A 12,594-nucleotide genomic window follows, 5' to 3' on the forward strand; every position below is an offset into this window, starting at 1 on the left:
AACGCGATGCTGATCAAGCTCACCGGCGGCAAAGTCTACGATCCCGAGAACAAGGTGTCAGGCGCGGTGCGCGACATCTACGTGGAGGACGGCAAAATCGTCGCGCCTAAGCCCGACGCCAAGCCAGACAAGACCTATGACGTGAAGGGCAAGGTCGTGATGGCGGGGGCCATAGACCCCCACACCCATATCGGCGGCGGCAAGATGACCATCGCCCGCATGCTGCTGCCGGAGGACCATTTGAAGGACAAGGTCGCCCGCACCGATTTGACCCGGGCCGGCACGGGTCATGCCGTGCCCTCGACACTCATTACCGGCTACCGTTACGCCGAGATGGGCTACACCGCCTGCTTCGAGCCGGCCATGCTACCCGCCAACGCGCGCCAGGCGCATATGGAGATGGGCGACACGCCGATGGTCGACAAAGGCGCGTTCGCCATGCTCGGCTCGGACGACTATTTCCTGCGCCAGCTCTCCGGGAAGAAGGATTTCGAGGCGATCAAGGATTACGTCGCCTGGACCATGCACGCGGCCCAGGCGATCGCCGTCAAGGTAGTGAACCCGGGCGGCATCAGCGCCTTCAAGTTCAACCAGCGCAAGCTCGATCTCGACGAGGAGCACGAATATTACGGCGTCACGCCGCGGCAGATCATTTTGAATCTTGCGCGCGCATTGCAAGAGCTCGGCGTCACGCATCCGCTCCACATCCACGGCTGCAATCTTGGCGTGCCCGGCAATATCGAATCGACGCTCGACACGATCCGCGCGGCCGAGGGCCTGCGCATCCACATGACGCACACCCAATTCCTGAGCTACGGCACGGAAGGGGACCGCAAATTCTCCTCGGGCGCGGCGCGGCTCGCCGAGCTCGTCAACAAGAGCCCGAACATCTCCATCGACGTCGGCCAGGTGATGTTCGGCCAGACCTGCACGGCGTCGGGCGACTCGATGCGCCAATACGCTATCGCCAAGAGCGCGCACCCGAAAAAGCCCGTGGTGATGGACATCGAATGCGACGCAGGCTGCGGCGTCGTGCCCATGCGCTACCGCGACAAGAGCTTCGTCAACGCGCTGCAATGGGCGATCGGGCTCGAGACGTTTCTCCTGGTCGACGATCCGTGGCGGATGTTCCTCACTACCGATCACCCCAATGGCGCGCCGTTTTACACCTATCCGCATTTGATCCGGCTGCTCATGGACAAGAGCTTCCGCGACGACGCGTTCCAGAAGATCAACGCCGACGCGCAAGGCGCCAGCATCCTCCCGACCATCGCGCGCGAGTACACTTTGGACGACATCGCCATCATGACCCGCGCCGGGCCGGCAAGGAGCCTTGGCCTCAAGGACCGCGGGCACTTAGGCGTTGGCGCCGCCGCCGACATCACCGTCTACAAGGACGACAAGAATCGCGAGGCGATGTTCGCAACGCCGGAGATGGTGTTCAAGGGCGGCGAGCTCGTGGTCAAAAGCGGCAAAGTGGTGAAGGTGGTGCAGGGCGCCACTCATGTGGCGCGTCCCGATTACGACCGCGCCATCGAGAAGCCCCTCAAAGACTATTTCGACCGCTACCACACCGTGCGCATGGAGAACTTCAAACTCGCCGACGATGAGATCGTCAAGGGCGATAAAGGCGCCATCGTCGTGCAGCCGACGGCGGCGCGCCGCGCGGTGTGAGCTGCTCGCCTTAATCTCGACCTCCTTTCCGAGGAACTGATTCGGTTGACGGACGTTGCACCGGGAGTGGGGGATTCCAATGCAGAAGCATGTGGCCGCGAACGGCGCTGAGAGCCATGAGCCGAGCTGGTATCTGGCGCGCGGCGACAAGCAGTACGGGCCGCTGACGGACCGGGAGCTCTCGCTGCTCGCCGAGGGCGGAAACTTTCGCGAAGACGATCTGCTGTGGACCGAGGGGCTCGACTCGTGGAAACCGGCTCACACCGTCTTCGACCTCGCGCCATCCCCTAAGGCCGATGCGGCCATGCCGCCGCAGCCGACTGGTGACGTCGTCGACGCACTGGTTCAGGCATTCACCACTGGGGGCGAGAAGCCGAAGAGCCAACCGACGCTCAAAGACAGAGTGCTCGACGAGATCAAGAAATTTGCCGCGATCTTCGTCTATCTGTGGATCGTCTTGATTGTGCTCCTGATCCACGAGTGGATCGTCTTGGCCGAGAACCACATCAGCTTCAGGTTCTACGGGCTGGCTGCGATCAACGCCATCGTGCTGGGCAAGGTCATGCTGCTCGCCGAGCATTGGCACTTTGCGGAAGAACTGAAGGGGAAGCCGCTGATCTATCCCATCGTCTACAAATCTGTTGCCTTCACCACGCTGCTGTTCGCCGCCTATTTCGTTGAGGAGATGCTGCTTGGGTTGATCGCCGGCAGAGGATTGTTCGCAAGCTTCCCGTCCGTTGGCGGCGGGTCCTTCCTCGGCGCACTCTCGCTTTGGCTGATCTTCTGTGTCGCTCTGATTCCGTTTTTCGCCTTCAAGGAAATCGAGCGCGCCATCGGTCAGGCTGAATTCCGCATACTGCTGTTCGGCAAACGATAGGCGCTTGTCGCACGCTCGCGCGGCGATCCATGATAGGCGGCGCTTAAGAAAATTCGGTATGCTGGCGCGCCTTCACTGTCGTCCGTACGAGGCGCGGCGCGATCGGAAGAGGGAACAGGATATGCCAATTCTCGTCATTCTGCTGCTTGCCGCCATGGTGGCCACGTTCGGGTTCTGGGGAACGTTGAAGGGGATTCTGGGCGCCATCGGCGTGATCGTCCTGCTCTGCCTGCTCGCCGTCCTGACGCTCGTAGTCCTGGCCACCTGGCTGGTGCGGCGATAGGGGCGCCGTCCCCTAGTTTTTCGGCCGCGTGCCCATGATCTCGAAGTCGGCTTCCTGGAACTGATATTTCTGGGTGATGCTGGCCGTGTCCGACAGCGCGCGCAGGCAGGCCTCGTGCGCCGTCTTCTTCTCCTCCTCGCTGAGCGTCTCTCCCGCGCTGGCGCGCTCTGCCGCGATGAGGCAGAGATCGGCATCCCGCGCCGCCGCTGGCGCTGCCGCGAGGCCGGCGAGGCACAGCCCGAAAATGGCCCAGCGGCAAAGGCTTGGGGCTGACATCGTCGCCTCCTCCCGCGCCAGTATCGCCCATCGGGCGGCGCGCACTCCAGAACAAAGAGCCGCAGACTTGATTGGTCGATGTCACCTTCAGCGACGACGTCAACGGCGTCGGCGGCAAGGCCGGCATGCGGGTCAGCTGGTAGTCTCTACTCGGCGGCGAGGCGCACGTACTTGCCGTTGGCGACGGGGCAGGCCGCCCACAGTTCTTCGAGCGCGGTGATGAGGTGAGCCATCTGCGCGTCGGTGTGTACCGGCGATGGGGTGAAGCGCATGCGCTCGGTGCCGCGCGGCACGGTCGGATAGTTGATGGGCTGTACGTAGATGCCGTAGCGCGCAAGGAGGGTGTCGGTCACCGCCTTGCAGTGGACAGGGTCGCCCACCATCACCGGCACGATATGGCTCGGATTGTCCATCACCGGCAGCTTGGCCTCGGCCATCAGTCCCTTCAGCTTGCGGACCCGCTCTCTCAGCCGCGCGCGTTCCAGTTCGCTCGCCTTCAGATGTCGGATCGAGGCGAGCGCGCCGGCGGCGAGGGCTGGCGCGAGCGAGGTCGTGAAGATAAAGCCCGGCGCATAGGAGCGGATGGCGTCGCAGCAGGCTCGGCTCGCGGCGATATAACCGCCCATGACGCCGAAGCCCTTGGCAAGCGTGCCGTTGATGATGTCAACCCGGTCCATGACGCCGTCGCGCTCGGCGATGCCGCCGCCGCGCGGGCCATAAAGGCCGACGGCGTGCACCTCGTCGAGATAGGTGAGGGCGTTGTACTTCGCCGCGAGGTCGCACATCGCCCCGACCGGCGCGATGTAGCCGTCCATCGAGTAGACGCTCTCGAAGGCAATGATCTTGGGCGTCTCCAGCGGCACTGTCTTGAGCAGGTCCTCGAGATGGCCGAGGTCGTTGTTGCGGAAGATGTGCTTCGGTCCGCCGCCGTGGCGGATGCCTTCGATCATCGAGGCGTGGTTCTTCGCGTCGGAGAAGATCACCATGCCCGGCATCAGGCGCACTAGGGTCGACAAGGTCGCCTCGTTGGCGATGTAGGCGGATGTGAAGAGCAGCGCCGCTTCCTTGCCGTGCAGGTCGGCGAGCTCGGCCTCGAGCTCGACATGGTAGTGGGTCGTACCGGCGATGTTGCGGGTGCCGCCGGAGCCCGCGCCCACGGCGTCGATCGCCTCATGCATAGCCGCGCGCACCTTGGGGTGCTGGCTCATGCCAAGGTAATCGTTGGAGCACCACACCGTGACGTCGCGCGTGCCTTCGGCCGAGAAATGGTCGGCCCCTGGATAGGCGCCGCAGCGGCGTTTCAGGTCGGCGAACACCCGGTAACGGCCTTCGGTGTGCAGCGAGTCCAGATGCTGCCGGAAGCGACTTTCGTAATCCATCTGTCTTCGTTCCCTAGACCATTGGCGTTTTGCCAACGGCACCCAGCTATTGGCACACCAGACAGATCGTTTGGCGGCCGGGAAATCGCAAGTCTTTGTATCGCCTGCTTTAAGTCGAGACCCGGCCAGACTTTCACCTAGTTACGTAGCCGAATAGGGGCGCCGTCACAAGGTTTGGTGCGCAAAACCGGGGCAGCTCTATTGTCGCATAGCCCTTTTCCGGGCATCCGAGCTTTGACCCGGCTCAGTAGACGGGCCGCCGGCTCGCCACATAAATAGGCCGCGCCGTCCTTAAGTAAACCCCAAACTAACCAAGAGGTTGCTTGCCCCGGACCAGTCGTAATTGGCGGTCCCAAGCTTTACGGAAACAAAAGATCTGTTTGCTAGTTGTGGCACCTGAAGGCCGCAACGCGTCGGCTCAAGAACGGGGATAAGGCGTCCATGTTTTCGAACCACGCTTACGAGTCTGCCCGAAGCTCGGCGGCGAACTTCCTGCTCGGCGCCGGCTGTGCCGCCATGCTGGTGCTGTCCTTCGCCGGAGCGAGCCTTGCCCTGTCGCGGGCGACGGCCGACGCTCGGACGCTGAGCCTGAATGAGCTTCGTCTCAACCGGCCGCCGCTACTGGCACTCCCCTTAGGCGGCCTCGCCTAGGGCGCGGTGACGATCCAGTCGGCTCATCCTGCACGCTGAAGACTATCGAGCATGGCCTTGCGCAGGTCGCGCCGGGGGAATGGCTTCTCCAGTACCGGGCGGTCGCGATAGCGCTCGGTGAGCCCTTCAACCCCATAGCCCGTTGCGAAAATATAGGGCAGCCCGCGGTGCGCAAGCGCGTCGGCGACGGGGTAGACGAGCTCGCCCGCGATATTGAGGTCGAGCACGGCGGCGTCGACCTTCTCGCCATCGAGGAGCTGAAGCGCCTGTGCCACGCGGCTCGCCGGGCCGACCACGGCGCAGCCGAGCTCCGTCAGCATGTCCTCGAGTTGAAGCGCGATCAGCGCCTCATCCTCGACGACCAGGACCCGGAGACCTTCGAGTTTCGGGCTCTGCCCGGAATCCTTCATGCTCTGTTGCTCCAGAGGCGAATCGCCTCCCTCGGAAACCCTAGATGGTTAAGGCAAAAGACAGAATCGGAACATGCATTATTAATGCGCCGACGATGGACACCAATTGGGCAGTCCGGGGGCAAAGGCTCCCATTCCGCCCCGTTTCTCTGTGGTCCGGGGGCGCCTTGGAGGATTGAGGAAGACCCCGGTTAAGCAGTTGACAGTGAAGCACTTTCTGCCACGATGTTGGTTCGGGAGAGGGAGCTTTGGCGGGCCCAAAATTCGTGGCGGAAATGTCACAAGAAGGCCAAAAACGACCCCGCCCGCTTCGTTAGCAATTTACCTTCCCAACGGAACGCGTATAAGCAGAACTAGAACTCTCTATCGGGGGATTTCTGTCCAACTTACGCGGAACTTCGCCGGTGCAGGGCCGAGAGGCAAATTCGAAGCGAGAGTTTGGATTAGGCAATTTATCAGGGAAGGTGGAGATGGACATGTTTGGGGGACTGACAAAAACATCCAGCCGCATCGCCATCGCAGCCGCATTTGGCCTGACGCTCGGGGGGTACGCCATGAGCACTCCGGCCAAGGCTGCGGACCTCGGTGGCGACTGCTGCGCGGATCTCGAGGAGCGGGTGGCCGAGCTTGAGGCGACGACCGTCCGCAAGGGCAACAAGAAGGTTTCGCTAACGATCTCCGGTTGGGTCACCAAGTCGGCCAACTGGTGGTTCGACGGCGAAGAGAGCAACATGTATGTGGGCGACAAGGGCACGACCCTTTCGAGCCACTTCCAGCTCTCTGGCTCTGCGACGATCGCACCCGGCTGGTCCGGCGGTTATACGATCAGCGTCGAGGCGCCGGGCGTCTCGTACGGCTTCTTGGCCAACCAGATCAACGACGATACGGAAGGTGGAGTGATCGCCAGCGTTACCGGTAACGCCAACCTCAACGCCTTGCTGTCGTACATGTGGGTCAAGAGCGACAAGTACGGCACGTTGAACTGGGGTCTGTTGAGCCAGGCGACGGATAACGTGGCTCTGCTTCCCGACCTGTCGGGCACCATCATCGAGTCCAACGCGGTGATGTTCGAAGGCAGCGCTTTCGGCCTGCGGGCTAACGGCGGCGTGGGCAGCGCTCTCGGCATCCTGCCGGCGGTGTGGGGCACGTTCCTGTTCTGCAACACCTCCGGTCTTGGTATCGGCGCGGACTGCAACGGCGTGCCTTACAACGCCGTCCGCTACGACTCGCCGACCTTCGCCGGCTTCAGCCTGTCGACCTCGTATGGTGAGGACGATATCTACGATATCGCCCTGAAGTACGCGAACGACTTCGGCAACTTCAAGGTGTCGGCCGCTTATGGCTACACGCACACCACGGACGAGCGCTACATCTTCGGCGGCGGCGGTCTGGCCGGCTTCGGCTACGACACCGACCTCCATCAGGTTGGCGCGTCGGCCTTGCACGTGCCGTCGGGCTTGTTCATCTACGGCTTGTATCAGTACGAAGATGCCAACTTCAACCCGGCGTTCCTTGGCAACGGCTTGGCCGGTGCTGGCGATCAGACCGACGTCTGGTACCTGAAGGGTGGTATCAAGCGGACGTGGAACCCGCTCGGTGCGACCGTGCTGTTCGGCGAATATGCCGAGTATAAGGACCAGTTCGGCGGTATCGCCGGAACCAACGTTTGCGCCGTCGGCGGTGCGTTCAACGGTGGCGGTGTCTTCATTCCCGGTGCCTTCACTGGCGTGGCCCCGGTCTGCTTGGCCGCGGGCAATGTCGGCGACTTCATCGCCGTCACGGACTCGGAGGTTACCCGCTATGGCCTCGGCGTGGTCCAGGAGATCGACTCCGCCGCCATGCACCTCTATGCACGGTGGCAGCACCTGGAGCTCGATGTCGATCTGGTCAACACCACGGATAACGTCCGTACGGGTCAGGGCTTCGAGGACTACGATCTGTTCCAGGTCGGTGGCGTGATCTTCTTCTAAGCCACACCTCGGAACTAACCAAAACGGAAGCCGCCCTTCGGGGCGGCTTCTTTTTTTGTCTTAGGGCCGCATTGAAATCCTTTCAGGGGGAGGGATTTTCTTCTGCTGTTCCGGATCCCCGCTTCGATACCATCCCGGAAAATATTCCTAGCATTCCGCCAAGGCCCGCGTTACACTGCGCGCACCTCGTCCACTCAAGGGGCGCGCTCATGAGGCGTTCATGGATGCGGGACGGGTGCGGCGCCTGCGGGTCTCGTTCGCTGCGAGGCACTCGGGCGGCGCCGGGGCTCCGCCCGGGACCATTAGGAGTTCCTGTCAGGAGCTGACTGACCGACCGGCTATAGCCGGCAACGGAAAGCGCGGCCCGGCGCCGCATAGACGCCGCGATTGGCGCGCCGGAAGGCGCCCGCGTGTCCTTGCCGAGGACACGACACCATTTACGGACTGCGCCGTTCGGCGCGCCATCCCCCTCTGCAAAGAGGGGAGAAAGGAGCAAACCCCGGATGCTTCCCGCATCGCGGCAAGGATGTCGCATGTTCTGTCGAGCGTTCGCCAAGTCTCCCCGCTCCCCACAAGGGGGGAGGGGATGGGATTCGCGGCTGAGATACGGCAATGCTTCCCGCGTTCCCTTGGCAAACCTTGCCCAGCACAGCCGGATGTCGGAGGGTTGTGAAAGGACAGGGGCGGGGTTATCTCTGGGACGAGGAAACTCGACAAGGAGAAGGGGCTTTGGTCCCTTAAGCGCCGCCAACCGCCATGCAGAAACAAGCGCCAAAAGACGAATCCGCACGGATTCCGGTCCTCTCGGTCAAGAACGTGTCCTATTGGTATGGCTCCAAGCGGGCGCTCGACGACGTGAGTTTCGACGTCTATCCGGGCAAAGTGACAGCCTTGCTCGGGCCGAACGGGGCCGGCAAGACCACGTTGTTTTCTCTGATCACGCGCCTGTTCGATTCGCCCACGGGCCGCATCGAGATCGACGGGCGCTCCGCGGCCGAGTGGGGGTTCAAGGCGCTCGGGCCGCTCGGCGTGGTGTTCCAGCAGCCGACCTTGGATCTCGATCTCACGGTGAAGCAGAACCTCCGTTACTTCGCCTCGCTCAGGGGTTTGAAGCGCAAGGAGGCGGATGAGCGCATGCTCCGGGCGCTGAAGGCGCTCGACATGGAGGAGCGCATCGCCGAGAAGGTACGGTCACTCAATGGCGGTCACCGGCGTCGGGTTGAGATCGCGCGCGCCTTGCTGCACAGCCCTAAGCTGCTTTTGCTGGACGAGCCTACAATCGGCCTCGACGTGCCGACACGCACGGCCATCGTCCGGCACATCCACGGTCTGGCGCGGAGCGAGAATATCGGCGTGTTGTGGGCGACCCATTTGTTCGACGAGGTTGAGCCGGACGACGACCTGATCGTCATCGATCGAGGACGGGTGGTGGCGCGCGGCGAGGCGAAGGACGTCGTGGCGGAGACGGGTGCCAAGGATCTGGGCGGGGCCTTCAGGCTCCTCATCGGCGGCGACGCCGAGGAGGACGTTGCGGCATGACGTTCATGCACTATGCAAGGGCCTTCCAAGGTATCGTCTGGCGCGAGCTGTTGCGATTCCTGAATCAGCGCGAGCGGTTCTTTGCCGCGCTGGTGCGGCCGCTGATCTGGCTGATCATCTTCGCCGCCGGCTTCCGGGCGGCGCTCGGCATTTCGATCATCCCGCCCTACGAGACCTACATCACCTACGACGTGTACATCACGCCGGGCCTGCTCGCCATGATTCAGCTGTTCAACGGCATGCAGAGCTCGCTGTCCATGGTGTATGACCGCGAAATGGGATCGATGCGGGTGCTGCTCACCACGCCGTTACCGCGCTGGTTCCTGCTCGTATCGCGCCTGTTCGCCGGCGTGCTGGTGTCGCTGTTCCAGGTCTACGCTTTCCTCCTCGTCGCCTATTTTGTTGGGGTGGAGCTGCCGCCCTGGGGCTACCTCGTGGCGCTTCCGGCGCTGATCCTTACCGGCATGATGTTCGGGGCGCTCGGCATGCTGCTCTCCTCGACCATCAAGCAGCTCGAGAATTTTGCCGGGATCATGAATTTTGTGATCTTCCCGATGTTCTTCGCCTCCTCGGCGCTCTATCCGCTGTGGAAGATGCGGGAGGGCAGCCTCACCCTCTATTACATCTGCCTCTACAACCCGTTCACCTGGGCAGTCGAGCTGATCCGCTACGCCTTCTATCTCAAGATGAACTGGGAGGCGCTCGCCATCGTGGCGGGCTGCATGGTGGTGTTCCTGGCGCTGTCGGTGTGGGCCTACGACCCGTCACGCGGCATCCAGCAGCGCAAAGTGGTGGCCGCCCCGGCGGCCTGATGGGCCATGGGATGCCGGCTCAGTGGCTCGAGAAATTGCCGGGATAGCGCTTCAGCAAGTCCTTGTGAATGGCGTCGATCGTTTTGGCGTCCCGCTTGGCCTGCGGGATGTCAATGGTCTCCACGGCGATGACATGGGTGGGGCGCGGCGCAAGCAACACCAATTGATCGGCCAGCTGGATCGCCTCACGGGCATTGTGTGTGACGAGGAGCGCCGTCGTTGGCCGCGCCGACCACACGTCGAGCAGAAGGCGGCGCAGGCGGTCGGCGGTCTTCTCGTCGAGGGAGACGAAGGGCTCGTCCAGGAGGAGAAGGTCGGGCTTGGTCGAGAAGGCGCGGGCCAGCGCTACGCGGCGTGCCAAGCCAAGCGACAGTTCTTGCGGGTAGCGCGGCAGCATATCGGCGATGCCCAGGGAGTGGGCCAGCCGGTCGAGCTCCTCCTCGGTGAAGCTGGGCGCCGCGACGAGGTCGATATTCTCGCGCACCGTACGCCACGGCAACAGCCGCGGCTCCTGAAACATGAAGCCGATACTGGTATTGGTGGGAACCTCCACCTCGCCGATGAAGCGGTCGTCGAGATGGGCGACGACCCTGAGCAGCGTGGTCTTGCCGCAGCCGGACGGCCCCATGAGCACGGTCATGCTCTCGGGCTTGAGGTCGAGGACGAAGTCGCGGATGGCTGTCAGCTCTGTGCCGTCAGCCCCGACATACGTCTTCTCCTCAATGCGGATCTTAAACCGGCTTGTTACGCCAGCGTGTTGAATATCGTTCAAGGGGCTGCACCAATAGGTATTCGATCGTCAGCATCACCGCCACGAAGGCGAGGGTATAGCCGAGGATTGCGGTCACGTTGAAGAGCTGAAAGTTGAGATGAAGCTCGAAGCCGACGCCGTTCGGCCGACCGAGCAACTCGACCACGAGCACGATCTTCCAGATCAGCGAAATTCCGGAGCGCGAGGCGGCGGCAAAATAGGGCTGGAGTTGCGGCAGAATGACGTTCCGGAACTTGCTCCAAGGGGTTAGCCGGTAGGCCCGCGCCATTTCATCAAGACCGGGGTCAAGAGCGCGCGCGCCCTCACGCAAAGTGACGACCACATTGGGAATCTTGTTGAGGGCGACGGCGCCAATGGCGGCGGCTTCGTTCAGCCCGAACCACACATAAGCGAGAATGATGATGACGAGGGCGGGCAGGTTGAGGAGCACGATCAGCCAGGGATCCAGCGCCCGGTTGAGCGCCGGCATCTGACCCATCGCGAGGCCGATGGCGCTGCCGATCACCATGGCAACGACGAACGAGGCGACCACCCGCCACAAGGTGATGCCGAGCTGGGTCAGAAGCTCGCCGTGGACCGTTTCCTCGTAGATAAATTCCAAGACCGCGACCGGTCCAGGCAGAAGCCGGCTCTGGGCGATCTCGGCGGCGACGAACCACACGAGGAGAAAGCCCGCCACTGAGGCGATCGAGACCCACGGGCCGCGCAGACGACGCAGACTCAGTCCAGTCTCCGATCCGGCGAAGGTGATGCTCACTGGTCGCCACCGTGCCAAAAAGTTCCGGACGCGAGCTCGGTACCGGACCCGACAAGCTTCTTGCCGCCAAGCTCGCGAAGAAACTGAAACAACACTTTGGCATCGGCCTCGTCCAGGCTGGCCGAGCGTTCGGGGATGCCTTCGCGATAGTGTCGCCGCAGCGCCTCGAACGTGGCCTCATTGAAGTCTGGATCATTCTCCGCCATCAGCGGCTTCAGCCTATCCCACTCCGCGTCGGACGTGGCAAGCAGCTCGTTGGCCTTGGCGGAGGCGCGGAGAAACCCTTGAATTGCCTCAAGATTCTTGTCTGCCCAGTGCTCATTGAAGGTGTAGCCAACCATGGACACCTCGCCCCTGGCGCCAAGCTCGCGAACGACCTCCTCAAGGCCGATCAGTTGCGTGAACCCTTCCGCCTCGAGCCGCGCCGCGTAGGGCCAGAAGTTGAGTACCGCATCGATCTGCCCTTGCCTGGCCCGCTCGTTGAGCAGCGGTGGGGCGCCGTACTCCGGCGTCGTGTCGGTGCGGAGGTCGATATTGGCGGTGCGCAGCGCATAGGCCACGATCAGGAGCCAGCTCTTGTCGAGCGGGCCGCCGGCGACGCCCAGACGCTTACCCTTGAGGTCGGAGAGTGTCTTGATGGGCGAATCCGGGGGCACCATGATGGCGCCGAGCGCGGTGGTGAACGGAACGAAGGTGAAGTCGGCGCCATTGGTGCGCTCTCGCGACACCCACAGCCAGTCCGTCGCGATTACATCGACCGAATTGCCCTGCAGGCCAACCGTAGTCGCCTGTGTGCTAGCAAGCGGTACGACGTTAAGCTCGATGCCCTCGGCCTTGTCGAGACCATTGGCCTCGATGGTGTCGAGAACCCAGCTCACCGTGCCGAACTTGAGAACTCCGATCTTGACCTTGCTTGCGGTCTCCGCGGAATGGGCACCGGGGACACAAGCCAGGACAAAAACCAAGAGCGCTAACAAACGTAACCGCAACGGGGTTCCTCCACGTTGGTTATGGGCTTCCAGTCAACGTTCGATGGGACAAACCAGGCAACGCGCGCCCGAAGCTCCTGTCGCCGTGGGAGGGCAGGCGCGGCCGTGGCCCTCTGGCAAGGCCCGATTGGTATTTGGCGCGTCGTCGGCGAGAGTGGCGGGGCATAATCTACCGATCTCGCCGCACTTAGCAAGGTTCCATTCC

At 62.8% G+C, this 12,594-nt stretch carries 13 protein-coding genes; 7 read left to right on the forward strand and 6 right to left on the reverse strand.

All coding sequences use genetic code 11. The features are described 5' to 3' along the window. Positions 1–6: 6 nt before the first annotated feature. The 3 genes from ACRECX_RS13365 to ACRECX_RS13375 all read left to right on the forward strand — a co-directional run bounded on the left by ACRECX_RS13365 (position 7) and on the right by ACRECX_RS13375 (position 2,834). Complete coding sequence (locus ACRECX_RS13365; protein ID WP_431559335.1) at positions 7–1,674, forward strand: formylmethanofuran dehydrogenase subunit A; 1,668 nt, start codon at positions 7–9, stop codon at positions 1,672–1,674. A 79-nt stretch (positions 1,675–1,753) separates the two neighbouring features. Further along, positions 1,754–2,551, forward strand: coding sequence for a DUF4339 domain-containing protein (locus ACRECX_RS13370; RefSeq protein WP_431559336.1), 798 nt, complete (start codon positions 1,754–1,756; stop codon positions 2,549–2,551). A gap of 121 nt (positions 2,552–2,672) precedes the next feature. Beyond that, a complete protein-coding gene (locus ACRECX_RS13375; RefSeq protein ID WP_431559337.1) occupies positions 2,673–2,834 on the forward strand; it encodes a hypothetical protein in 162 nt (53 codons plus the stop codon). A 12-nt stretch (positions 2,835–2,846) separates the two neighbouring features. Here the strand turns inward: ACRECX_RS13375 and ACRECX_RS13380 are convergent, their stop codons facing one another. Both ACRECX_RS13380 and hemA read right to left on the reverse strand, forming a co-directional pair. After that, positions 2,847–3,110 (reverse strand): hypothetical protein, encoded by a 264-nt coding sequence (locus ACRECX_RS13380; RefSeq protein WP_431559338.1) that lies wholly within the window; start codon positions 3,108–3,110, stop codon positions 2,847–2,849. Positions 3,111–3,256: 146 nt separating this feature from the next. Continuing rightward, complete coding sequence (gene hemA / locus ACRECX_RS13385; RefSeq protein WP_431559339.1) at positions 3,257–4,489, reverse strand: 5-aminolevulinate synthase; 1,233 nt, start codon at positions 4,487–4,489, stop codon at positions 3,257–3,259. 441 nt (positions 4,490–4,930) lie between these two features. Here hemA and ACRECX_RS13390 point away from each other — a divergent pair, with 441 nt between their 5' ends. Continuing rightward, positions 4,931–5,140 (forward strand): hypothetical protein, encoded by a 210-nt coding sequence (locus ACRECX_RS13390; RefSeq protein ID WP_431559340.1) that lies wholly within the window; start codon positions 4,931–4,933, stop codon positions 5,138–5,140. 23 nt (positions 5,141–5,163) lie between these two features. Here ACRECX_RS13390 and ACRECX_RS13395 read toward each other — a convergent pair whose 3' ends face one another. Beyond that, positions 5,164–5,550: a response regulator gene (locus ACRECX_RS13395; protein ID WP_431559341.1), complete on the reverse strand. Its 387-nt coding sequence runs from the start codon at positions 5,548–5,550 to the stop codon at positions 5,164–5,166. 470 nt (positions 5,551–6,020) lie between these two features. Here ACRECX_RS13395 and ACRECX_RS13400 point away from each other — a divergent pair, with 470 nt between their 5' ends. From ACRECX_RS13400 to ACRECX_RS13410, 3 genes are all read left to right on the forward strand, one after another. Further along, positions 6,021–7,520 (forward strand): porin, encoded by a 1,500-nt coding sequence (locus ACRECX_RS13400; RefSeq protein ID WP_431559342.1) that lies wholly within the window; start codon positions 6,021–6,023, stop codon positions 7,518–7,520. Between the two features lie 756 nt (positions 7,521–8,276). Beyond that, positions 8,277–9,059: an ABC transporter ATP-binding protein gene (locus ACRECX_RS13405; RefSeq protein ID WP_431559343.1), complete on the forward strand. Its 783-nt coding sequence runs from the start codon at positions 8,277–8,279 to the stop codon at positions 9,057–9,059. Then, positions 9,056–9,871: an ABC transporter permease gene (locus tag ACRECX_RS13410; protein WP_431559344.1), complete on the forward strand. Its 816-nt coding sequence runs from the start codon at positions 9,056–9,058 to the stop codon at positions 9,869–9,871. Before ACRECX_RS13405 ends, ACRECX_RS13410 begins: the two co-directional genes overlap by 4 nt. Before the next feature lie 19 nt (positions 9,872–9,890). Here the strand turns inward: ACRECX_RS13410 and ACRECX_RS13415 are convergent, their stop codons facing one another. The 3 genes from ACRECX_RS13415 to ACRECX_RS13425 are packed head-to-tail and all read right to left on the reverse strand — an operon-like array spanning position 9,891 to position 12,365. Beyond that, positions 9,891–10,643: an ABC transporter ATP-binding protein gene (locus ACRECX_RS13415; RefSeq protein ID WP_431559345.1), complete on the reverse strand. Its 753-nt coding sequence runs from the start codon at positions 10,641–10,643 to the stop codon at positions 9,891–9,893. Then, positions 10,603–11,394, reverse strand: a complete 792-nt coding sequence (locus ACRECX_RS13420; RefSeq protein ID WP_431559361.1) for an ABC transporter permease — start codon at positions 11,392–11,394, stop codon at positions 10,603–10,605. The genes ACRECX_RS13415 and ACRECX_RS13420 overlap by 41 nt, the downstream gene beginning before the upstream one ends. Before the next feature lie 2 nt (positions 11,395–11,396). After that, the gene (locus ACRECX_RS13425; protein WP_431559346.1) at positions 11,397–12,365 is read right to left on the reverse strand and encodes an ABC transporter substrate-binding protein; all 969 of its coding nucleotides are present in this window, start codon (positions 12,363–12,365) and stop codon (positions 11,397–11,399) included. Positions 12,366–12,594 lie beyond the last annotated feature (229 nt).

The sequence above is a fragment of the Methyloceanibacter sp. genome, from assembly GCF_050726195.1.
Classification (GTDB): domain Bacteria; phylum Pseudomonadota; class Alphaproteobacteria; order Rhizobiales; family Methyloligellaceae; genus Methyloceanibacter.

Excerpts from the sequence above, each read along its gene's own strand:
- ACRECX_RS13365 (WP_431559335.1), top strand. The coding sequence starts at position 7 with ATGCTGATCAAGCTCACCGGCGGCAAAGTCTACGATCCCGAGAACAAG.
- ACRECX_RS13370 (WP_431559336.1), top strand. The coding sequence starts at position 1,754 with ATGCAGAAGCATGTGGCCGCGAACGGCGCTGAGAGCCATGAGCCGAGC.
- ACRECX_RS13375 (WP_431559337.1), top strand. The coding sequence starts at position 2,673 with ATGCCAATTCTCGTCATTCTGCTGCTTGCCGCCATGGTGGCCACGTTC.
- ACRECX_RS13380 (WP_431559338.1), bottom strand. The coding sequence starts at position 3,110 with ATGTCAGCCCCAAGCCTTTGCCGCTGGGCCATTTTCGGGCTGTGCCTC.
- hemA (WP_431559339.1), bottom strand. The coding sequence starts at position 4,489 with ATGGATTACGAAAGTCGCTTCCGGCAGCATCTGGACTCGCTGCACACC.
- ACRECX_RS13390 (WP_431559340.1), top strand. The coding sequence starts at position 4,931 with ATGTTTTCGAACCACGCTTACGAGTCTGCCCGAAGCTCGGCGGCGAAC.
- ACRECX_RS13395 (WP_431559341.1), bottom strand. The coding sequence starts at position 5,550 with ATGAAGGATTCCGGGCAGAGCCCGAAACTCGAAGGTCTCCGGGTCCTG.
- ACRECX_RS13400 (WP_431559342.1), top strand. The coding sequence starts at position 6,021 with ATGGACATGTTTGGGGGACTGACAAAAACATCCAGCCGCATCGCCATC.
- ACRECX_RS13405 (WP_431559343.1), top strand. The coding sequence starts at position 8,277 with ATGCAGAAACAAGCGCCAAAAGACGAATCCGCACGGATTCCGGTCCTC.
- ACRECX_RS13410 (WP_431559344.1), top strand. The coding sequence starts at position 9,056 with ATGACGTTCATGCACTATGCAAGGGCCTTCCAAGGTATCGTCTGGCGC.